At 71.2% G+C, this 21,412-nt stretch carries 15 protein-coding genes and 3 pseudogenes; 15 read left to right on the top strand and 3 right to left on the bottom strand.

The annotated features are described in order from the left end of the window. The first annotated feature begins 5 nt into the window (after nt 1–5). The gene (locus tag B1L07_05925; protein ID AUZ54712.1) at nt 6–1,286 is read left to right on the top strand and encodes an MFS transporter; all 1,281 of its coding nucleotides are present in this window, start codon (nt 6–8) and stop codon (nt 1,284–1,286) included. Nucleotides 1,287–1,434: 148 nt separating this feature from the next. On the opposite strand, the gene B1L07_05930 is transcribed toward B1L07_05925, so the two are convergent. Further along, entirely contained in the window at nt 1,435–1,896 is a 462-nt protein-coding gene (locus tag B1L07_05930) for a bacteriohemerythrin (GenBank protein AUZ54713.1), read from the bottom strand. A gap of 70 nt (nt 1,897–1,966) precedes the next feature. Next, on the bottom strand, nt 1,967–3,295 hold the full coding sequence (locus tag B1L07_05935; protein ID AUZ54714.1) for a diguanylate cyclase response regulator: 1,329 nt from the start codon (nt 3,293–3,295) through the stop codon (nt 1,967–1,969). A 158-nt stretch (nt 3,296–3,453) separates the two neighbouring features. Between B1L07_05935 and B1L07_05940 the strand changes: the two genes are divergently transcribed. The 6 genes from B1L07_05940 (at nt 3,454) to B1L07_05965 (ending at nt 11,458) form a co-directional block, all read left to right on the top strand. Beyond that, nucleotides 3,454–4,119: a two-component system response regulator gene (locus B1L07_05940; protein AUZ54715.1), complete on the top strand. Its 666-nt coding sequence runs from the start codon at nt 3,454–3,456 to the stop codon at nt 4,117–4,119. After that, nucleotides 4,106–5,503 carry a hypothetical protein gene (locus B1L07_05945; GenBank protein ID AUZ54716.1) on the top strand — a complete coding sequence of 466 codons (1,398 nt, stop codon included), beginning with the start codon at nt 4,106–4,108 and terminating at the stop codon, nt 5,501–5,503. Before B1L07_05940 ends, B1L07_05945 begins: the two co-directional genes overlap by 14 nt. A gap of 301 nt (nt 5,504–5,804) precedes the next feature. Beyond that, nucleotides 5,805–6,839, top strand: a complete 1,035-nt coding sequence (locus B1L07_05950) for a hypothetical protein (GenBank protein ID AUZ56483.1) — start codon at nt 5,805–5,807, stop codon at nt 6,837–6,839. A 4-nt stretch (nt 6,840–6,843) separates the two neighbouring features. Next, the gene (locus B1L07_05955) at nt 6,844–9,903 is read left to right on the top strand and encodes a cytochrome-c peroxidase (protein ID AUZ54717.1); all 3,060 of its coding nucleotides are present in this window, start codon (nt 6,844–6,846) and stop codon (nt 9,901–9,903) included. Next, a complete protein-coding gene (locus B1L07_05960) occupies nt 9,903–10,205 on the top strand; it encodes a hypothetical protein (protein ID AUZ54718.1) in 303 nt (100 codons plus the stop codon). The genes B1L07_05955 and B1L07_05960 overlap by 1 nt, the downstream gene beginning before the upstream one ends. Beyond that, nucleotides 10,202–11,458, top strand: a complete 1,257-nt coding sequence (locus B1L07_05965) for a hypothetical protein (GenBank protein ID AUZ54719.1) — start codon at nt 10,202–10,204, stop codon at nt 11,456–11,458. Before B1L07_05960 ends, B1L07_05965 begins: the two co-directional genes overlap by 4 nt. Nucleotides 11,459–11,506: 48 nt before the next feature. Here the strand turns inward: B1L07_05965 and B1L07_05970 are convergent, their stop codons facing one another. After that, nucleotides 11,507–12,799, bottom strand: coding sequence for an FAD-dependent oxidoreductase (locus B1L07_05970; GenBank protein AUZ54720.1), 1,293 nt, complete (start codon nt 12,797–12,799; stop codon nt 11,507–11,509). A 175-nt stretch (nt 12,800–12,974) separates the two neighbouring features. Here B1L07_05970 and B1L07_05975 point away from each other — a divergent pair. The 8 genes and pseudogenes from B1L07_05975 (at nt 12,975) to B1L07_06010 (ending at nt 21,400) form a co-directional block, all read left to right on the top strand. After that, nucleotides 12,975–14,365: pseudogene (locus B1L07_05975) on the top strand (glutamine synthetase). Nucleotides 14,366–14,497: 132 nt separating this feature from the next. Next, nucleotides 14,498–15,625 (top strand): spermidine/putrescine ABC transporter substrate-binding protein PotF, encoded by a 1,128-nt coding sequence (locus B1L07_05980; protein ID AUZ54721.1) that lies wholly within the window; start codon nt 14,498–14,500, stop codon nt 15,623–15,625. Between the two features lie 261 nt (nt 15,626–15,886). Continuing rightward, nucleotides 15,887–17,028 (top strand): annotated as a pseudogene (gene potG / locus B1L07_05985) (polyamine ABC transporter ATP-binding protein). Next, complete coding sequence (locus B1L07_05990) at nt 17,025–17,951, top strand: putrescine ABC transporter permease PotH (GenBank protein ID AUZ54722.1); 927 nt, start codon at nt 17,025–17,027, stop codon at nt 17,949–17,951. Before potG ends, B1L07_05990 begins: the two are co-directional and overlap by 4 nt. Then, complete coding sequence (locus tag B1L07_05995) at nt 17,948–18,793, top strand: putrescine ABC transporter permease PotI (protein AUZ54723.1); 846 nt, start codon at nt 17,948–17,950, stop codon at nt 18,791–18,793. Before B1L07_05990 ends, B1L07_05995 begins: the two co-directional genes overlap by 4 nt. A gap of 156 nt (nt 18,794–18,949) precedes the next feature. Continuing rightward, nucleotides 18,950–20,317: a succinate-semialdehyde dehydrogenase gene (locus tag B1L07_06000; protein AUZ54724.1), complete on the top strand. Its 1,368-nt coding sequence runs from the start codon at nt 18,950–18,952 to the stop codon at nt 20,315–20,317. Between the two features lie 139 nt (nt 20,318–20,456). Continuing rightward, nucleotides 20,457–20,663: pseudogene (locus tag B1L07_06005) on the top strand (IS481 family transposase). A gap of 77 nt (nt 20,664–20,740) precedes the next feature. After that, entirely contained in the window at nt 20,741–21,400 is a 660-nt protein-coding gene (locus B1L07_06010; GenBank protein ID AUZ56484.1) for an IS481 family transposase, read from the top strand. Nucleotides 21,401–21,412: the final 12 nt, after the last annotated feature.

Below are 21,412 nucleotides of genomic sequence, written 5' to 3' on the forward strand. Positions count from 1 at the left end.
CGCCCATGCCCTCGATCGCGACTCCCGCCAATTCCCCGCGCCGCGTGCTCGCCGCCAGCCTGGTCGGCACCACCATCGAGTTCTTCGATTTCTACATCTATGCCACCGCCGCGGTGCTGGTGTTTCCCACGCTGTTCTTTCCCGAGAGCAGCGCCAATGCGGCGCTGCTGCAGTCGCTGGCGACCTTCGCGGTGGCCTTCATCGCGCGGCCGGTGGGCTCGGCGCTGTTCGGCCACTACGGCGACCGCATCGGCCGCAAGGCCACGCTGGTGGCGGCGCTGCTGACCATGGGCCTGTCCACGGTCGCCATCGGCCTGTTGCCCACCCATGCCGATATCGGCCTGCTGGCGCCGGCGCTGCTGGCGCTGTGCCGCTTCGGCCAGGGCCTGGGCCTGGGCGGCGAATGGGGCGGGGCGGTGCTGCTGGCCACCGAGAACGCGCCGCCGGGCAAGCGCGCCTGGTACGGCATGTTCCCGCAACTGGGCGCGCCGCTGGGCTTCCTGATGTCGGCCGGCATCTTCCTGCTGCTGGGCCGGCTGCTGGACGATGCCGCGTTCCTGGCCTGGGGCTGGCGCGTGCCGTTCCTGGCCAGTGCGCTGCTGGTGATCGTCGGCCTGTGGGTGCGCCTGAACATCCACGAGACCCCGGATTTCCGCCGCGCGGTCGCGCACGGGCAGCGGGTGCGGCTGCCGATGCGCGAGGTGATCGCCGGCCATGGCTTCGCGCTGGTGGCCGGGACCCTGGCGGCGTTCGCGACCTTCGTGCTGTTCTACCTGATGACGGTGTTCACCCTGGGCTACGGCACCTCGGCGCTGGGCTATACGCGCGAGCAGTTCCTGCTGCTGCAGATGGTCGGCATCCTGTTCTTCGCCGCGGGCATCCCGCTGGCGGCGCTGCACGGCGACCGCCACGGCACGATCCGCACGATGCTGTGGGCGACCCTGGCGATCTTCGTGTTCGGGCTGCTGTTCCAGCCGCTGTTCCAGGCCGCGCACCCGTGGCAGGTGCTGGGCTTCCTGTCGCTGGGGCTGTTCCTGATGGGCCTGACCTACGGCCCCTGCGGCACCATGCTGGCCAGCCTGTATCCGGTGCAGGTGCGTTATACCGGCGCCTCGCTGTCGTTCAACCTGGCCGGCATCCTCGGCGCCGCGCCGGCGCCCTACGCGGCGACCTGGCTGGCCGGGAAGTTCGGGGTCGGTGCGGTGGGCGGTTACCTGTGCGCCACCGCGCTGGCCACCGCGCTGGCGTTATGGGCGATCCAGCGCCGCGCGGCGCCGCGGCGCTGATCCGTGCCGCGCGTGGTGGGCAAGGGGGGCCGCCATCCCTGGCGGCCATCGGCCGTTCATGGCCGGGTGCCGGGCATCGCTCCCGGCGGTTCCATGGTGCACGAACCGCCGCCATGCGCCGCGCGGCGCCGGCAGGCGTGCGCTGCGCTCAGCGGAACAGGCGCTTGAGCGTGCGCCCGAGCCAGCCGCCTTCCTCGTGTTCGCGGGCGAACTTGTTGAGGTGGCGCTTGACGTGCTCGGCGTAGGCCTTGTCGTCGCCGCGGATGTGGTTGAACAGCCAGCGCGAGAGCATGTTGCGCAGGTCGTCGGTGATGTCCTCGCCCGACTCGAAACGCATGCGGTACTCGGAGACGCGCTTGATGAACACCTCGTGCACGCGCTTGTGCGCGGCGCAGAACGGGTAGCCCGCCTCCTCCATGAGCTCTTCCTCGAAGGCGAAGTGCGACAGGGTGTAGTCGATCAGCTCGTCGATCACCTCGCCCACGGCGACGCGCTCCATGCTCTTCTGGGTCACGTGCAGGTGGTTGAGCATCTCCACGATGCGCATGTGCTGGTGGTCGATGACCTCCACGCCCGTGTTGAGATCGTCCTGCCAGACCAAAAGTGCCACCGCCGCTTCTCCAAGTAGGTGCTGTCGGGCGCACTCTAGGCAGGGCGGCGGCGCGCCGCGTTGATCTGGATCAAAGCACGCAGGCGGTTTCGTCCAGGGTAATGCCGTGCACGCGGTTGCGGCCGCCGGCCTTGGCCAGGTAGAGCTGGCGGTCGGCCTCGGCGATCAGCGCGTGCAGCGTGCAGCTGTGCGCCGGCATGCGGCACACGCCGATGCTCACGGTCATGCGCAGCGTGCTGCCGCCCAGGGTCAGCTCCAGCGCGGCCACGGCCGCGCGCAGCTGTTCGAAATGGCGCGCGCAGGCGTCCTCGTCCTCCACGGTGACCAGCAGGCAGAACTCCTCGCCGCCGAAACGGGCGCTCAGGTCCTGCGGCCGGGTGTGGGCGTGCAGGACCCCGGCCACCGCGCGCAGCGCCTGGTCGCCGGCCTCGTGGCCGAGGCTGTCGTTGATGTGCTTGAAATGGTCGATGTCGACCATCGCCACCGCCACGCTGCCGGCATCGGCGGCGCGCCGCTCCAGCTGGCGCTGGCTGCGCTCCAGGAAGCTGCGGCGGTTGGGCAGGCCGGTGAGGAAGTCGCGGGTGGCCAGGTCCTGCAGGGTGCCGATCAGCTCCAGCTGGTCGACGTTCTGCGACACCCGGCAGAAGAACTCCTCGCGCGAGAAGGGTTTGCGCAGGAAGTCGTTGGCGCCGTTCTTCAGGAAGCGCGGGATCAGCGACGGGTCGGAGTTGCCGGAGATGCCGATCACCGCCACCCGGTCGCGCGCGCGCAGGGCGCGCAGCCGGCGGGTCAGCTCGACCCCGTCCATCCCCGGCATTTCCTGGTCGACGATGGCCAGGCGGATCGCCGGGTCCGCTTCCAGCGCCTGCAGCGCGGCCGGGCCGTCGCCGGCCTGGGCGACGCGGTAGCCGTACATGGCCAGCAGCGAGGCGGCGTAGCCGCGCGCCGACGGCGAGTCGTCCACCACCAGCGCCGAGATGCGGCGGTTGCGCTCCAGCCGCTGCACCAGCCACACCAGGTAATCCAGGCTGCCGGGCGTGTTCTTCAGGACGTAGTCGATGATGTCCTGCTGCAGCACCCGCCGGCGCAGGTCCTCGTCGTAGACGCTGCTGACCACGATGGTCGGCAGCCCGCGTTCGACGAAGTAGGCCACCACGCCGTCGCGGTCGCCGTCGGCAAGCACCAGCCCGGTCAGCACCAGGAACCAGTCGTCCTCGGCGTCGAGCAGGGCGCCGGCCTCGGCCAGCGAGGACGCCACGCTCACCGGCAGCTCCAGGCGCTGCTCGATGGCCTCGCGCAGCATCGTAGTGAAGGTGCGCGAGTTCTCGACCAGCAGGATGCGCTGGGGCAGGGGGGTGATCGGTCGGCTGTCGAAGCCGGCCGGCGGCGACACTGTCATGGGTGGGGGAATCCGGTGGCGGGTCGTCGCAAGCAGTTAGCGGCCGGCGTGCGGCGGACTTTAGCCCGGCGCCGGCGACGGCGGCATGACCGGCCCGCGGTGCATTGGCCGGACGGACAGGGCATGATGCCGCGGTCTCCGGTGATGTCGTCTGCCCCATGCGGTTGTTGCTTGTCGAGGATTCCACCGCCCTGCGCGAGAGCCTGGCCATCGCCCTGGCCGCGGAGGGCCACGCGGTCGACGCCGCCGCCGATGGCAGCCAGGCGCTGGGGTTCCTGGCGCATTACGACTATGACCTGATGGTGCTGGACCTGGCGCTGCCGGGCATCGACGGGCTGGGGGTGCTCGACGGCCTGCGCGCGCAGCGGCGCGCCACCCGCGTGCTGGTGCTGTCCGCGCGCGACCAGGTCAGCGACCGGGTCGAGGCGCTCAACCGCGGCGCCGACGACTACCTGGTCAAGCCCTTCGCCATCGACGAACTGCTGGCGCGGCTGAAGGCGCTGGCGCGGCGCCGCTTCGACGACGCGTCGCCGCGGCTGGTCGCCGGCGCGCTGAGCGTGGATACCGCGACCTGCCTGGTGACCGGTCCGCACGGGGCGATCGCGCTGTCGCCCAAGGAGTACGCGCTGCTGGAACTGCTGCTGCGCGAGCGCGGCCGCGTGCATACCCGCGGCGGCCTGTTCGAGCGCCTGTATGCCGGCAGCAGCACCGCCTCGGACAAGGTGATCGAGGTACTGGTCAGCACCCTGCGGGCCAAGCTCGCGCGTGCCGGCGTCGATGGCCTGATCGAGACCCGCCGCGGGTTCGGCTATGTGGTCGTCTGAGCGGCACTGGCTGAGGTCGATCCGGCGGCGCCTGATCGTGGCGCTGGTGGGCGGGCTGGGCAGCCTGCTGGTGGTGTTGTTCCTGCTGCTGGACCAGGTGCTGGACCACCACCTGTACGCGCGGCTGGACGCGCAGCTGCTCGACCGCGCGCGCGCGGTCGGCGCCATGCTTGCCAGCGGCACCCCGGTGGATGCGCTGATGCCCGAGTTCCGCGAGCACGGGCATACCGATTTCTACACCATCTGGGACCGCACCGGCGCGGTGCTCGCGCGCTCGTCCTCCAGCGGCGCGCAGGCACTGGCGCGCCCGCCGCGGCTGCCCGCCGCCGAGCCGTTGTATTACGACCTGGTGCTTCCCGACGGCCACCGCGGCCGTGCGGTGGCACAGCCGGTGGCCCCGGGCCCGGCCGGCGACCCGCGCGCGGCGCTGCTCACCGTCGCCATCGAACGCACCGACGTGGACCTGCTGGAACGGCGCATCCACCTGTCGCTGCTGCTGGTCAGCCTGCTGGCGGCGCTGGGCGCGGCGGCGCTGGCGATCGTGGTGGTCAACCGTGGCTTGCGGCCGCTGCTGCGGCTGGGCAGACGGGTGGGGGCGCTGTCGCCGGAAACCGCGCAGGTGCCGCTGCTCGACGCGACGCTGCCGTCCGAGCTGGCGCCGCTGGCCGCGGCGCTGGACAGCGCGTTCGGCCGCCTCTACGACGCGCTGGAACGCGAACGCCGGTTCGCGCGCGACGTCGCCCACGAGCTGCGCACGCCGCTGGCCGAGATCCGCACCAGCGCCGAGCTGGCGCTGCGCGGTGGCGACCCCGGCCGCGCGGCGGCGGCGCTGGCGATATCGCTGGCGGCGGTGGAGCGCATGCAGCGCAGCGTCGATGGCCTGCTGGCGTTGTCGCGCTACGAGTCCGGCCAGGCCGAGCCGCAGCCGGAGCCGCTGGACCTGCGCGCGCTGCTCGAGCAGCAGCGCCAGGTATTGGCGCGGGCCACGTCCGCGGGCGCGCGCATCCAGCTCGATGACGCGGTGGAGTGGTGGACGTCGAGCGACGTCGCGCTGCTCGAGCGCATCGTCGCCAACCTGCTGCAGAACGCCGCCGAATACGCCCCGCCCGGCAGCCGCATCGTGGCCGGGGTGCGGGTGCTGGCGGAGGGCGCCTGGCTCGAGGTCCGCAATCCCGCGCCCGATCTGCACGACAGCGACCTGCCGCGGCTGGGCGAGCGCTTCTGGCGCAAGCGCCCGGAGCATGCGCCCGACACCCACGGCGGCCTCGGCCTGGCCCTGGCGCGGACCCTGGCGCGGATACTGGCGCTGGACCTGCAGTTCCGCCTCGAAGCGGGCGAACTGGTCGCCCGCCTGGGCCCGTTCCCGGCGCTGCCGGAGGCCTGACCGCGGTCGCCACGGCCGTGCCGGTGCGACCCAGCACGGCCGCTCCATCGTGCACGGCAGCCACTGGCCCGGCGCTCGCAACCGGCGTGCACGGGGGCGGTGCCGCCGTGTGCAGGCACGCCGCCGGCGGCAACCCGCCGGATGCCGGCAGCGGGACGCAAACGCAACTGCTTCGCACTCGAGCGCCTTAAGCGTTTCCAAAGCCACGCCCGGCAGACTCCCGGCACCCCGTACCCCACGTCGAGGTTGTTCGATGTCCTGCCGTCCCCGTTTCCTTCCGGCGCTGCCGTTCGGCCTGGCGCTGCTGCTGGCCAGTTGCACCGCGGTGGCTGCCGCGGCGCCGGCGGCGATCCGCCTGCCGGCCGAGCAGGCGCGCGCGCTGGGCGTGCGCAACGCGGCGGCGGTCGCGGCCACCGGCATTCCGCTGGAACACCTGCCGGCGACGGTGGAGCCGGCGCTGGAGCGCAGCGCGGTGGTGACCGCGCCGTACGCCGGTACGGTGACCCGGGTGCTGGCGGTCGAGGGCAGCCAGGTCGCGGCGGGTGCGCCGCTGGCGCGGGTGCAGAGCCGCGAACGGATGATGCTCGAGGCCGACGCCGGGCGCGCGGCCAGCGAAGCACGCCTGGCGGCGCGGCAGGCGCGGCGCGATGCCGAGCTGCTGGCCGAGGGCATCGTGCCCGCCGCGCGTGCCGAGAGCAGCCGCGCGCTGCAGGAGCAGACCGGGGCCACCCAGGCGCAGTTCGCGCGGGCGCTGGCGCTGGCGCCGGCGGCCAGGGGCGGGCTGCCGGGCGAATACGAACTGCGCGCGCCGCTGGCCGGGCGCGTGCTCGAGCGCAAGGTTGCGCCGGGGCAGGCGCTGGAGGCCATGGCCGCCGCGTTCGTGGTGGCCGATACCGCGCAGTTGGACGTGGCCATCCGCGCGCCGGTGGCAGCACGCATGCGCCTGGCGGCCGGGCAGGTGGCGCGCATCGACGGCACCGACGCGCGCGGCCGGATCACCGCCGTGGGCAGCGCGGTCGATGGCGCCAGCCAGACCGTGCCGGTGCGCGCGCGCTTTGCGGCCGCCAGCGCACTGGTGCCGGGCCAGCCGGTGGCGGTGACGCTGGAACTGCCGGCACCGCAGGGAGCGCTGGCGCTGCCGCGCGGTGCGTTGGCACGGGTGGGCCGCGACAGCGTGGTGTTCGCCGCCACGCAGGGCGGCTACCGGGTGGTGACCGTCGAAGTGCTGGGCGAATCGGCGACCCAGGTGGTGGTGCGCGGGCCGCTCGCGGCCGGTAGCGCGGTGGCGGTGGCCGGTACCAGCGCATTGAAGGCGCTGCTGGCGGCCGGGGAGTAAGCCGATGCTCGGACGCCTGGTCGAATTCTCCCTGACCCAGCGGGTGCTGGTGCTGGTAGCCGCCGCGGGGCTGGCGCTGGCCGGCGCGCTGGCGTTCCTGGAACTGCCGGTGGATGCCTACCCGGACATCGCGCCGACCCAGGTCAAGCTGATCCTGAAGGCGCCGGGGATGACCCCGGAGGAAGTGGAGAGCCGCGTCGTCGCGCCGCTGGAGCTGGAGCTGCTCGGCCTGCCCAACGGCACCATGCTGCGCTCCACCGCCAAGTACGCCATCGCCGACATCACCCTGGACTTCGCCGAAGGCACCGACATCTACTGGGCGCGGCAGCAGGTCGCCGAGCGCTTCGGCAACGTCGCGCTGCCGGACGGGGTCGGCGGCGGGCTGGCGCCGATCGCCACGCCGCTGTCCGATCTTTTCATGTTCACCATCGAGGGCGGCGACCTGCCGCTGGCCGAGCGCCGCGCGCTGCTGGACTGGGTGATCCGCCCGGCGCTGCGCACCATCCCCGGCGTGGCCGACGTGAACGCGCTCGGCGGCGAGGTGAGCAGCTACGTGGTGGTGCCCGACCGCGCCGCGCTGTCGGCCGCCGGCCTGCATTTCCGCGACCTGGCCGACGCGCTGGAGCGCAACAACCGCAACGACGGCTCCGGCCGCCTCGGCGACGGCGAGGAAGCGCTGGTGGTCCGCGCCGAGGGCGCGGTGCGCGGGCTGGAGGACCTGCGCAACATCGTGTTGCGGGTGCAGGACGGCATCCCCCTGCGGGTCGGCGATGTGGCCCAGGTGCGCATGGCCGGAATGACCCGCTATGGCGCGGTCACCCGCGACGGCCAGGGCGAGGCGGTGCAGGGCATCGTGGTCGGCCTGCGCGGCGCCGATGCCGGCGCGGTGGTCGGCGCGGTGCGCGCGCGCCTGGCCGAACTGGCGCCGCAACTGCCGGCCGGGGTGCGGGTGGAGCCGTTCTACGACCGCAGCGCGCTGATCGACCGCGCGGTCGGCACCGTGACCAAGGCCCTGCTCGAGGCCACCGTGCTGGTGGTGGTGCTGCTGCTGCTGTTCCTGGGCGAGCTGCGCGCGGCGCTGGTGGTGGCGCTGACCCTGCCGTTCGCGGCGCTGCTCACCTTCCTGATGATGCGCGCGTTCGGCATGAGCGCGAACCTGATGAGCCTGGGCGGGCTGGCGATCGCCATCGGCATGCTGGTCGATGCGGCGGTGGTGGTGGTGGAGAACACCGTCAGCCGGCTCGACCCGGCTGCGTCCGGCGCGGGCCTGCCGCGCCTGCACCGGGTGTTCGCCGCGGTGCGCGAAGTGGCCGCGCCGGTGGCATCGGGCATTCTCATCATCTGCCTGGTGTTCCTGCCGCTGCTGGCGCTGGAAGGCCTGGAGGGCAAGCTGTTCGGCCCGGTGGCGCTGACCATCGTGTTCGCGCTGGCCGGCTCGCTGCTGCTGTCGCTGACGGTGATCCCGGTGCTGGCGTCGCTGCTGCTGCGCGAACGCGCCCACGCCGAGCCGTGGCTGATGCGCAGGCTCGACGCCCTGTACATGCCGCTGCTCGATGGTGCGCTGGCGCGGCCGCGGCGCGTGGCGATCGGCGCCGGCGCGGCCTTGCTGCTGGGCGTGGCGGCGTGGTTCGGGGTCGGCAAGACGTTCCTGCCGACCATGGACGAGGGCGACCTGCTGGTGCAGCTGGCCAAGCTGCCGTCGATCGGCATCGAAAGCAGCGTCGAACAGGACCTGGCGGTGGAACGGGCGCTGAAGGCGCGGGTGCCGGAGATCCTGCACGTGATCGCGCGGGTGGGCTCGGACGAGCTCGGCCTGGACCCGATGGGCCTGAACGAGAGCGACGTGTTCCTGGAGCTCAAGCCCAAGGCGCAGTGGCGCAGGCCGGACAAGGAATGGCTGGCCGACCAGATCCGCACCGTGCTGGAGGATTTCCCCGGCATCGACTACGGCTTCACCCAGCCGATCGAGATGCGGGTCAGCGAGATGCTCACCGGCAGCCGTGGCGACGTCGCGGTCAAGGTGTTCGGGCCGGAGCTGGCCACCGTCAACCAACTGGGCACGCGCATCGCGCAGGTGCTGCAGGACGTGGCCGGCGCGCAGGACGTGCTGGCGCAGACCGCCGAGGGCGTGGAATACCTGCGCCTGCAGATCGATGCCCAGGCCGCTGGCCGCGCCGGCCTGGCCGTGGCCGACGTGCAGGACGAACTGCGCGCGCAGATCGAAGGCCTGCCGGCCGGCACGGTGATCGCACCAGACCGGCGCATCCCGGTGCTGGTGCGCGGGGATGCCGGCGTGCAGCAGGATCCGGCGCGCTTCGAGCGGCTGCTGCTGGCGCGCGGCGATGGCACCGGCGAGGTGCCGTTGTCGGCGCTGGCGCAGATCGAGCGCAGCACCGGCCCGGTGGCGGTGCGCCGCGAGAACGGCTCGCGCTTCGCCCTGGTGCAGGCCAACGTCGACGGCCGCGACCTGGTCGGCTTCGTCGAGGAGGCGCGTGCCCGGGTCGCCGGCGAGGTGCCGTTGCCCGAAGGCTACCGCATCGTCTGGGGCGGCCAGTTCGAAAACCAGCAGCGCGCCGCCGCGCGCCTGGGCATGGTGGTCCCGGTCGCCATCGGCCTGATCTTCCTGGTGCTGTTCTCCACCTTCGGTTCGATGCGGCAGGCGCTGCTGGTGCTGGGCAACGTGCCGTTCGCGATGGTCGGCGGCGTGCTCGCGCTGTGGCTGACCGGCCAATACCTGTCGGTGCCGGCCTCGATCGGCTTCATCGCCCTGCTCGGCATCGCGGTGCTCAACGGGCTGGTGCTGGTCGAGCACTTCAACCAGTTGTCCGCCACCGGCATGGCCATGGCGAGCGTGGTGCGCGAAGGCGCGCGGCGGCGCCTGCGCCCGGTGCTGATGACCGCCAGCATCACCGGCCTGGGGCTGGTGCCGCTGCTGTTCGCCAGCGGCCCCGGCTCGGAGATCCAGCGCCCGCTGGCGATCGTGGTGATCGGCGGGCTGGTCAGTTCGACCGCACTGACGCTGTTGCTGCTGCCGGTCCTGTTCCGCCGCTTCGGAGCCCGTTGATGGAACTGCGTCGCCTGAACCTGGTTTTCTCCCCCGTACTGGAGGACGCGGTGATCGCCGCGCTGCTCGACATGCCCGACCTGCCCGGTTTCACCACGCTGCACGGCGAGGGCCATGGCAGCAGCTTCGATACCGCCAGCGTGCGCGAGCGCGTACGTGGCCGCGTCGCCCGCGACCTGGCCTGGCTGGTGCTGCCGGCCGAGCGCGTGGACGAGGTGCTGGACGGACTGCGCCAGCGCCTGCCCGGTGCCGACATCCGTTGGTGGAGCGAGATCGTCGAACGCTTCGGGAGGCTGGCATGAAGCCGCTGCGGCTGACCCTGGCGCTGGCCGCGTGGCTGGCCGCCCCCGGCCTGGCGCTGGCCGCGCCCGATGCCGCCTACCTGCCGCCCGAGCCGCTGGTCCTGCAGGCCATCGCCGTGCACCCGGACGTGCAGGCGGCCGCCGCACGCGCCAGCCGTGCCGAGGCCGAGGCGCGCGGGCTGGCCGCCGGGCCGCACGAACCCACCCTGAGCCTGATGTCGCAGCAGCGGCGCGTGCATGGCGGCCTGGACTACCGCGAATACGAAGCCCAGCTCAGCCGCGGCGTGCGGCTGCCCGGCAAGGCACGGCTGGACCGCGAGATCGGCCGGTTGGGGCGCGAGGTCGCCGGCCTGCAGCTGGCCGACGCCGAGCACCAGGCCGCGCGCCTGCTGCTGGCGCAATGGATGGAATGGTTGCGGGCCGAAGCCGGGGTGGCCCAGGCGCAGGCGCAGCTGGCGCTGGTGCAGCGCGACCGCGATGCCATCGCCCGCCGCGTCGCTGCCGGCGATGCCGCCCGGCGCGACCTCGACAGCGCGCAGGCCGCGGCGGCGCAGGTCCGCGCGCAGGCGACCGCGGCGGCGGCGCGCTGCGAGGCCGCGCGCATCGCCCTGCGCACCACGTTCCCCTCGATCCCGCTGCCCGAACGTGCGCCGGCGCTGCCCGAGCCGGTCGCCGACGACACCGGCGCGCAATGGCACATCGACCACATCGTCAGCCGCAGCCATGAGATCGGCGCCGCCGAGCGCGAGGCCGAACGGCTGGAGCGCGCGGCCCTGCGCGCCCGCGCCGAGCGCCGCCCGGATCCCAGCGTGGGCCTGCGCTGGCTGGACGAGCGCGGCGGCGAGGAACGTTCGCTCGGAGTGGTGGTCAGCATTCCGTTCGGCGGCGCGCTGCGTTCGGCCAATGCCGATGCGCAACGCGCCAGTGCCGAGGCCGGCAGCGCCGTGGCCGAGGGCATGCGCCGGCTGATCCAGCGCGAGGCCGAGCAGACTGTGCGCCAGGCCGATGCCGCCTGGCGGCTGTGGCGCGACAGCTGGCAGGCGCTGGAGGCGGTGCGCGCCAGCACCGGCAAGGTCCGCCGCGCCTATGCGCTGGGCGAAGCCGGGATCGCCGAACTGATCGCCGCGCAGCGCCAGGAACAGGACAGCGCGCTGGCCGAAGCCGAGGCCCGTGCCAATGCACTGGAGGCGGCCCTGCGCATCCGCGTCGACGCGCACGAGCTGTGGCACGACGCCGGGGACAACGACGCCTGAGCGCAGCGCCGGGCGCGGGACACGGCCCGGCCGCACGCGGCCGGCGGTTCACCACAGCAGGTCGCGCAGCTTGTACCAGGCCATCGCCGCCACCAGCAGCGGGCGGCGCAGCGCGCTGCCGCCGGGAAAGCGGTGGTGCGCGATCCGTTCGAATACGTCCAGCCGCTGGGCCTGGCCGGCGATGGCCTCGGCGATGACATCGCCGGCCAGGCCGCTGCTGGCCACGCCGTGGCCGGAAAAGCCCTGCGCGAAATAGATGTTCGGCCCGAGCCGGCCCCAGTGCGGGGCGCGGTTGCGGGTGATGTCGATGTAGCCGCCCCACACGTACTCCAGCTCCACGTCGGCCAGCTGCGGGAACACCGCGCGCATGCGCCGGGTCATCACCCCGCGCAGGCCCGGCGGCGGCAGCGCCGAATAGCTGGCCTGGCCGCCGAACAGCAGCCGGTGGTCGCGGCTGAGGCGGAAATAGTCCAGCGCCCAGTTCACGTCGGCCACGGCCATGTCGTTGCCGATCAGCGCACGCGCGCGTTCGGCGCCGAGCGGCGTGGTCGCGCCGATGTAGGTGCCGACCGGCATCATCCGGGTCTCCAGTTCCGGGGCGATGCCCTGCAGCCAGGCGTTGCCGGCCAGCACCACGAAGTCGGCCTCGAGCCTGCCCTGCGCGGTGTGCAGGACCGGGCGCGCGCCACGTTGCAGGCGCTGCACCGGCGAATGTTCGTGCAGCGTGGCACCGGCCGCCTCGGCCGCGCGCGCCAGCCCCTGCGCATACGCCAACGGGTGCAGGTGGCCGCTGCCCGGGTCGTACAGCGCGCCGCGGTAGCGGTCGCTGGCCAGCACCTGGCGCAACTGCGCGCGGTCCCACCATTGCAGCGGGTAATCGTAGCGCCGCGCCAGGGTGTCCATGTCCGCGCGCAGCGCCCGTTCCTGGCGGCGGCGGATCGGCACGCTGGCATGGCCATCGCGCCAGTCGCAGTCGATGCCGTGGCGCGCGATGCGCTGCCTGAGCCGGTGCAGGCCCTCGCGCGAGAACTCGAACAGCAGCCGCGCATCGCGCTCGCCGAGCAGCGATTCCAGCGTCTGCGCGTCGCAGCCGTAGCCCACCAGCGCCTGCCCGCCATTGCGGCCGGAGGCGCCCCAGCCGACCCGCTCGGCCTCCAGTACGCTCACCCGGTAACCCTTTTCGGCCAGCGCCAGGGCGGCGGTCAGCCCGGTGTAGCCGGCGCCCAGTACCGCCACGTCGGCGCGCGCGTGGCCACGCAGCGGCGCGCGCGGCGCCAGCGGCGGCAGGCTGGCCGCATACCAGCTGGGCGGATAGTCGGGCCGGGCGGCGGCGTCGGGCATCGGGCGCATCGAAGCAGGCGGGCAGTGCAGTCTACGTGTCCGGGCTGCCCCGGGCACGGTGGCGGGCGGTTGCCTAAACGCCGGGGCGGCAGTAGCGTGCCAGCACGCCTGTCCACCGGGGCAGGGCCTGCATACCGGTGGCGGGCGCCTGTCATGCCACCGAAGCCGAACCGTCATGAGCTCCCGTCCCCGTTCCCGCCCCCGCAAGCCCGCCGCCGTGCAGGAAGACAGCACCCTGCTGCGCTGGCTCAAGCAGCGCAACATCACCGAGGTCGAATGCCTGGTGCCGGACATCACCGGCAATGCGCGCGGCAAGATCATCCCGGCCGACAAGTTCTCGCACGACTACGGCACGCGCCTGCCCGAGGGCATCTTCGCCACCACCGTCACCGGCGACTCGCCCGACGACTACTACGAACTGGTGGCGCCGGCCGATTCGGACATGGTGCTGCGCCCGGACCCGGACACGGTGCGCATGGTGCCGTGGGCGACCGACCCGACCGCGCAGGTCATCCACGACTGCTACACCCGCAGCGGGCAGCCGCACGAGCTGGCGCCGCGCAACGTGCTGCGACGGGTGCTGGCCGCCTACGAGGAACTGGGGCTCAAGCCGATCGTCGCGCCGGAGGTGGAGTTCTTCCTGGTGCAGAAGAACACCGACCCGGACTTTCCGCTGCTGCCGCCGGCCGGCCGCTCCGGGCGCCCGGAAACCGCGCGCCAGTCGTATTCGATCGACGCGGTCAACGAGTTCGACCCGATCCTCGACCTGATGTACGACTACTGCGACGCGATGCAGCTGGACGTGGACACGCTGATCCACGAATCCGGCGCGGCGCAGCTGGAGGTGAACTTCACCCACGCCGACGCCATGGCGCTGGCCGACCAGGTGTTCCTGTTCAAGCGCACCATGCGCGAGGCGGCGCTGCGCCACGGGGTGTACGCCACCTTCCTGGCCAAGCCGATGGAGAACGAGCCGGGCAGCGCCATGCACATCCACCAGAGCCTGCTGCGCACCCGTGACGGCGCCAACGTGTTCGCCGGTGAAGGCGAGGGCGAGTACAGCGCACTGTTCATGCAGTACCTGGCCGGGCTGCAGAAGTACGTGCCGATGGCGATGGCGTTCTTCGCCCGAACGTGAACTCCTACCGCCGCCTGGTGTTCGGCGAGGTGTCGCCGAGCAACGTGGAATGGGGCTTCGACAACCGCACCTGCGGGCTGCGGGTGCCGATCGACAGCCTGGAGAACAGCCGCGTGGAAAGCCGCTTCGCCGGCTCCGACGCCAACCCCTACCTGGCGATCGCCGCGACCCTGGCCTGCGGCCTGCTCGGCATCCGCGAGAAGCTCACTCCGACCGCGCCGGTGGCCGGCAATGCCAAGGCGCCGGGCTATGCACTGCCGCGCTCGCTGGGCGAGGCGCTGGACGGGCTGGAAGGCTGCGCGCCGCTGCAGGCGCTGCTCGGCCCCCGCTTCTGCCGGGCCTATGTGTCGGTCAAGCGCAAGGAATACGAGACCTTCTTCCGCGTCATCAGCTCCTGGGAGCGCGAATTCCTGCTGCTCAACGTGTGAACGCGCGGCGGCCGCAGCCGGCGCTCCGGGGTGAAGGCCGGGGCGGGCGGCGTCGCCCCGGCCGGTGCTTCGTGGGACAATGGCCGGCCACGCCGGTTCAGCCGGCCCCTCCCGGATCACACTGGAGAACCCATGAATCTGCGCATCCTGACCGCTGGCGTCGCCCTGTCCCTGCTTGCCGCCTGTGGTGGCAAGGAGCAGGGCGCCCCGACCGCCGACGCCGGCGGCGAGGCCAAGGTCCTCAACGTCTACAACTACTCGGATTACATCGCCGAGGACACCATCCCGAACTTCGAGAAGGCGACCGGCATCAAGGTCACGTACGACGTGTTCGACAGCGACGAGATGGTCGAGACCAAGCTGCTGACCGGCGACAGCGGCTACGACATCGTGGTGCCGACACTGAACTTCTTCGGCCGCCAGATCCAGGCCGGGGTGTTCCTGCCGCTGGACAAGAGCAAGATCCCGAACCTGGCCAACCTCGACCCGGAGGTGATGGCGCGCATCGCCGGCCAGGACCCGGAGAACAAGTACGGCGTGCCGTACATGATGGGCACCACCGGCATCGGCTACAACGTGGCCAAGCTCAAGGAGCGCTTCGGCGGCAGCACCGACATCGCCGGGAGCTGGGACCTGGTGTTCAAGCCGGAGAACATCGCCAGGATGAAGGATTGCGGGGTCACCCTTCTCGACACCCCGGCGGACATGATTCCGATCGCGCTGCACTACCTGGGCCAGGATCCGCACAGCACCGATCCGGCCACCATCCAGAAGGCCGCGGACCTGCTCAAGAGCATCCGCCCGTACGTGCAGAACTTCCACTCCAGCCAGTACGTCGGTTCGCTGGCCAATGGCAGCACCTGCCTGGTGGTGGGCTGGTCGGGCGACATCATCCAGGCCCGCGACCGTGCCGAGGAGGCCGGCAACGGCGTGGAAGTGGCGTATTCGATCCCGAAGGAAGGCGCGCCGCAGTGGTTCGACATGCTGGCCATCCCGAAGGACGCCAAGCACCCGCAGAACGCCTATGCGTTCATCAACTACCTGCTCGAGCCGCAGGTGGCCGCCAACAACACCAACGTCACCCACTACGCCAACCCGGTGAAGCCGGCCACGCCGCTGGTGGACGCGGCGATCCGCGAGGACCGCACCATCTATCCGCCGCAGGACGTGGCGGCGAAGATGTTCACCTATGCGATCAACCCGCCGGAAGTGGACAAGCTCTATACCCGGCTCTGGACCGAGATCAAGACCGGGCGCTGAACTACGCATTCGCGTAGTTCCCCAAGGTTTGCAAGGCAAACCTTGGGCCCCGGCTCATCTTCATCCACATCCCCGCGCCTATGGCGCGCCCCCCTTGGACTCCAAGGGGGGGCTTCTCCTTCGGCCGGCATTTCTGGCGCGCCACCCGGTCCATACAGCGTCGAACAGGGCATTCCTGCGTGGAACGGCAGGGTGTCCCCGGCAAAACGCCGGCACTACACTACGCGCGCCCGTCCGTCCCGCCCGTTCCCGGAACCCTTCATGCCCGTTGATGCCAAGCCCGACATCCGGCCCGACGCCATCGCCCTGAACAGCGAGCCCGGCTACCTGTCCATCCGCGACCTGCGCAAGGAGTTCGATGGCTTCGTCGCCGTCGACGACGTCAACCTGGACGTGCGTAAGGGCGAGATCTTCGCGCTGCTGGGCGGCTCGGGCAGCGGCAAGTCCACGCTGCTGCGCTGCCTGGCCGGCTTCGAGACCCCGACCCGCGGCCGGATCCTGCTCGACGGCCAGGAGATCAACGCGCTGCCGCCCTACGAGCGGCCGATCAACATGATGTTCCAGTCCTACGCGCTGTTCCCGCACATGACCGTGGAGCAGAACATCGCCTTCGGCCTGAAGCAGGACGGCATGGCCCGCGACGCCATCGCCCGCCGCGTCGGCGAGATGCTGGAACTGGTGCAGCTGCAGAAGCTGGGCAAGCGCAAGCCGCACCAGCTCTCCGGCGGCCAGCAGCAGCGCGTGGCGCTGGCGCGCTCGCTGGCCAAGAGCCCCAAGCTGCTGCTGCTGGACGAGCCGATGGGCGCGCTGGACAAAAAGCTGCGCTCGAAGATGCAGCTGGAGCTGGTCAACATCATCGAACAGCTCGGCGTGACCTGCGTGATGGTCACCCACGACCAGGAAGAGGCCATGACCATGGCCACCCGCATCGCGGTGATGGACCAGGGCTGGATCCAGCAGATCGGCAAGCCGGACGACATCTACGAGCAGCCGGCCAACCGCTTCGTCGCCGGCTTCATCGGCTCGGTCAACCTGTTCGAGGGCGTGATCGACGAGGACCTGCCCGAGTACGTCACCGTGCGCACCGCCGACTTCCCGGCGCCGATCTATGTCGGCCACGGCATCACCGGTTATGAAGGGCAGCCGGTGGCCTTCGCGCTGCGCCCGGAAAAGGTGCACATCGCCAAGGACGAGCCCGCCGGCGACACCAACAAGGCGTTCGGGTGGTCGAGGACATCGCCTACTTCGGCAGCCACTCGGTCTACCACGTGCGCCTGCCCAGCGGCGCCAAGATCCTGTCCAACTTCGCCAACATGAAGCGCTGGGACAGCGACGGCATCACCTGGAACGACGAGGTCTGGGTGAGCTGGGACGACAACGACGGCGTGGTGCTGACTTCATGAGCGCGCGCGGGCCGAACCCTGGCGGTTGGCGGCGCTGGCTGCCGGGCGTCCGCGCCGGCGTGATCGGCGTGCCCTACCTGTGGCTGCTGCTGTTCTTCGCGATCCCGTTCCTGATCGTGCTGAAGATCTCGTTCGCGAAGATGGCGGTGGCGATGCCGCCGTATACGTCCATCGTGGCGTACGTGGACAACGCCTTCACCGTCAACCTCAACCTGGGCAACTACACCCAGCTGTTCGCCGACAGCCAGTACGTGGTCGCCTACCTCAGCTCGATCCGGATCGCGGTCATCGCCACCGTGTTCACCCTGCTGATCGGCTACCCGATGGCCTACGTCATTTCGCGCCTGTCGCCGTCGGCGCGCAACATCGCGATGATGCTGGTGGTGCTACCGTCGTGGACCTCGTTCCTGATCCGCGTCTATGCCTGGATCGGCATCCTCGACAGCAACGGCCTGGTCAACCGCACGCTGCTGGGCATGGGTCTGATCGACCAGCCGCTGCAGATCCTGTACACGCCGCTGGCGGCCTATATCGGCATCGTCTACTGCTACCTGCCGTTCATGGTGCTGCCGCTGTACGCCAACCTGGTCAAGCTCGACCACCGCCTGCTGGAGGCGGCCTACGACCTTGGCGCCAGGCCATGGCAGGCGTTCATGCGCATCACCCTGCCACTGTCGCGCAGCGGCATCGTCGCCGGCTGCATGCTGGTGATGATCCCGGCGGTGGGCGAATTCGTCATCCCGGAAATGCTCGGCGGGCCGGACACGCTGATGATCGGCCGCGTGCTGTGGGGCGAATTCTTCAACAACCGCGACTGGCCGCTGGCCTCGGCGGTGGCGATCGTGATGCTGCTCCTGCTGCTGGTCCCGATCCTCATCTTCAACCGCTCCCAGCAACGCACGCTGGAAGGGAAGTTGGCATGAGCGGCGTCCGTGGCCACCGCTGGCTGGGCTGGGGCGTGCTGCTGCTCGGCTTCGCCTTCCTGTACCTGCCGATCCTGCTGCTGATGCTGTACTCGTTCAACGCCTCGCGGCTGGCGACGGTGTGGGCGGGTTTTTCCACGCAGTGGTACGGCGAGCTGCTGCGCGACCGGCAGCTGCTGGACGCGGCCTGGGTCAGCGTCAAGGTCGCGTTCTGGACCGCGAGCGCGTCGATGGTGCTCGGCACCATGGCGGCGATGGCGATGACCCGCTTCCGCCGCTTCCCCGGCAAGACCGTGTTCGGCGCGCTGGTGACCGCGCCGCTGGTGATGCCGGAGGTGATCATCGGCCTGTCGATCCTGCTGATGCTGGTGTCGATGGGCGGCCTGTTCGGGCTGCCGTCCAAGGGCGTGGTGGCGATCTGGATCGCGCACGTCACCTTCACCCTGTCGTTCGTGACCGTGGTGGTGTCCTCGCGCCTGCAGGAGCTGGACCGCTCGCTGGAGGAGGCGGCCATGGACCTGGGCGCCAACCGGCTCAAGGTGTTCTTCCTGATCACCCTGCCGATCATCGCCCCGGCGCTGCTGTCCGGCTGGCTGCTGGCCTTCACCCTGTCGCTGGACGACGTGGTGATCGCCAGCTTCGTCGCCGGGCCCAGCTCGACCACGCTGCCGATGAAGATCTTCGCCTCGGTGCGCATGGGCGTGAGCCCCAAGATCAACGCGCTGGCCACGCTGCTGGTGCTGGCGGTGTCGACCGTGGCGGTCCTCGGCTGGTGGATCTCCGCCCGCGCCGACCGACGGCGCCAGCGCGACATGCAGCTGGCGCTGCAGGACAACGGTTGAGCGGCCTCGACGGCCACGCGGGCAAGCCCCGCATCCGTGGTGCCTGCGGCGACCCTGCGCCGTAAGCGCCGGCTTGCCCGGCACCAAACCCGTCAACGCGAACGCAACGTCACCGGCGCTATCCTGCGGGCCTTCGTTGGATGCAGGTGCAGCGCAATGACTTCGTACCAGACCCTCAACCCCTTCGACGGCCGCGTCCTGCGCACGGTCGAGCTGATGAGCGCCGTCGCCGTCGAGCAGCGGCTGGCCGCCGCGCAGGCGGCGTTCCCGGCGTGGTCGGGCCTGCCGCTGGCGCAGCGCGGCGCGCTGCTGCGCCAGGTGGCCGCGGCGCTGCGCGCGCGCCGCGACGAGATCCAGCACGCGATGACCCGGGAAATGGGCAAGCTGCGCGGCGAGGCGCTGGCCGAGATCGAGAAGAGCGCGGCGGCCTGCGAGTACTACGCCGACCACGCCGCCGCTTACCTCAGCCCGCAGCCGATCGCGACCGAGGCGCAGCGCAGTTACGTGGTGTACCCGCCGATCGGCTGCGTGCTGGCGGTGATGCCATGGAATTTCCCGATATGGCAGGTGTTCCGCTTCCTGGCGCCGTCGCTGATGGCCGGCAACGTGGCGCTGCTCAAGCACGCCAGCAACGTGCCCGGCTGCGCCGACCTGATCGCCGCGGTGCTGGCCGATGCCGGCATGCCGGCCGGGGTGTTCGGCGTGCTGCACATCGACAACGAGCAGGCGGCCGCCGTGCTGCGCGATGGCCGGGTCAAGGCGGTCACCCTGACCGGCAGCGAGCGTGCCGGGCGCTCGATCGCCGCCAACGCCGGCGACCAGTTGAAGAAGTGCGTGATGGAGCTGGGTGGCAGCGACGCCTTCGTGGTGCTGGACGATGCCGACCTCGACGCCGCCGTCGCCGCGGCGGTGAAGTCGCGCTTCGACAATGCCGGGCAGACCTGCATCGCCGCCAAGCGCTTCGTGCTGGTGGATGCCATCGCCGACCGCTTCGTGCAGCGCTTCGTCGAGGCGGCGAAGGCACGGGTGTACGGCGACCCGCAGGACGAGGCCACCACGCTGGCGCCGCTGGCGCGCGCCGACCTGCGCGACGGCCTGCACCGGCAGGTGCGCCAGAGCATCGACCAGGGCGCCCGGGCGTTGCTGGGCTGCGAGCCGCTGGCCGGCACCCATGCCGGCTACCCGGCGTCGATCCTCGACCACGTCGCGCCGGGCATGCCGGCCTACGAGGAGGAGTTGTTCGGCCCGGTGGCGGCGATCCTGCGGGTCAAGGACGAAGCCGAGGCGGTGCGGGTGGCCAACGACACCGCGTTCGGCCTCGGCGGCAGCGTGTGGAGCGGCGATGCCGCCCGCGGCGAGCGGGTCGCCGCGCAGCTGCAGTGCGGCGCGGCGTTCGTCAATGCCGTGGTCAGGAGCGACGCGCGGCTGCCGTTCGGCGGCACCAAGCGCTCGGGTTTCGGCCGCGAACTGGCCGAGCACGGCATCCGCGAGTTCACCAACATCAAGACCGTCTACGTGGCGTAGGTACGGGGCTTGCCCCGTACAGGGGTCTTCCCGGTGAAGCCGCATGCGGGGCTAGCTGTGATCTCTCAGTAGGTTGTTCATCCGGGGCATCGCTGGAAGATGGGGGTTACGACACCAACCCAGCCCCCAGGAGCCCCGGATGAACCTGCATAAACATGCCCGTTTGACGCCTCGCGGTCGAGCCCTGCTTGTGGACCGCATCCTCGTGCAGGGCCTGCGCATCGCGGAGGCCGCCCATGCAGCTGGCGTGAGCGTGCGCACGGCCTACAAGTGGCTGAAGCGGTACCGGGAAGAGGGTCCTGCTGGCTTGGCCGACCGCAGCTCCCGGCCGCATGCCTGCCCCATGCCACACCGTCAACCATCGCAGCGCAGATGCTGGAACTGCGACGCTCACGCCAGACCTATCGCCAGATCGCCCAGCGGCTGTCCGTGGCGCCAAGCACCATCGCCCGGTTGCTGCGCCGTGCCGGACTGCACCGCTTGGCCGAACTGGAGCCGGCGCTGCCGGAGAACCGCTATGAACACGCCCGGCCCGGCCAACTGCTGCATCTGGACATCAAGAAGCTGGGGCGGATCGGTTCCCCGGGCCACCGTGTGACCGGTGACCGCTCGCATCGACACAGGGGCATTGGCTGGGAATACGTCCATCTGGCCATCGACGATCACTCGCGCGTGGCCTTCGCCTCCATCGAGCCGGACGAGCGCGAGACCAGCGCCTGCAAGGCCCTTATCCGCACGGTGCGCTACTACCGCAGCCTGGGCGTGTGCTTCGAGCGGGTGTTGACCGACAACGGCACCTGCTACAGGTCGCGCCGTTTCCAGCGCCTGCTCCGTCGCCTTGGCATGCGCCACCTGCGCACGCGTCCCTACACCCCGCGCACCAACGGCAAGGCCGAACGCCTGGTCCAGACCAGCCTGCGCGAGTGGGCCTATGCCCGCGCCTATGACAACTCCGGGCAGCGGGCTGGCGCCCTCCATGACTGGCTGCATCACTACAACTGGCACCGCCCTCATGCAAGCCTCGGCTACAAACCACCCATCTCCCGCATACCCCTGAACAACGTGCTGGGTTTACACAGCTAGCCCCGCGTCTAC

The organism is Stenotrophomonas acidaminiphila (assembly GCA_002951995.1).
Lineage (GTDB): Bacteria > Pseudomonadota > Gammaproteobacteria > Xanthomonadales > Xanthomonadaceae > Stenotrophomonas > Stenotrophomonas acidaminiphila_A.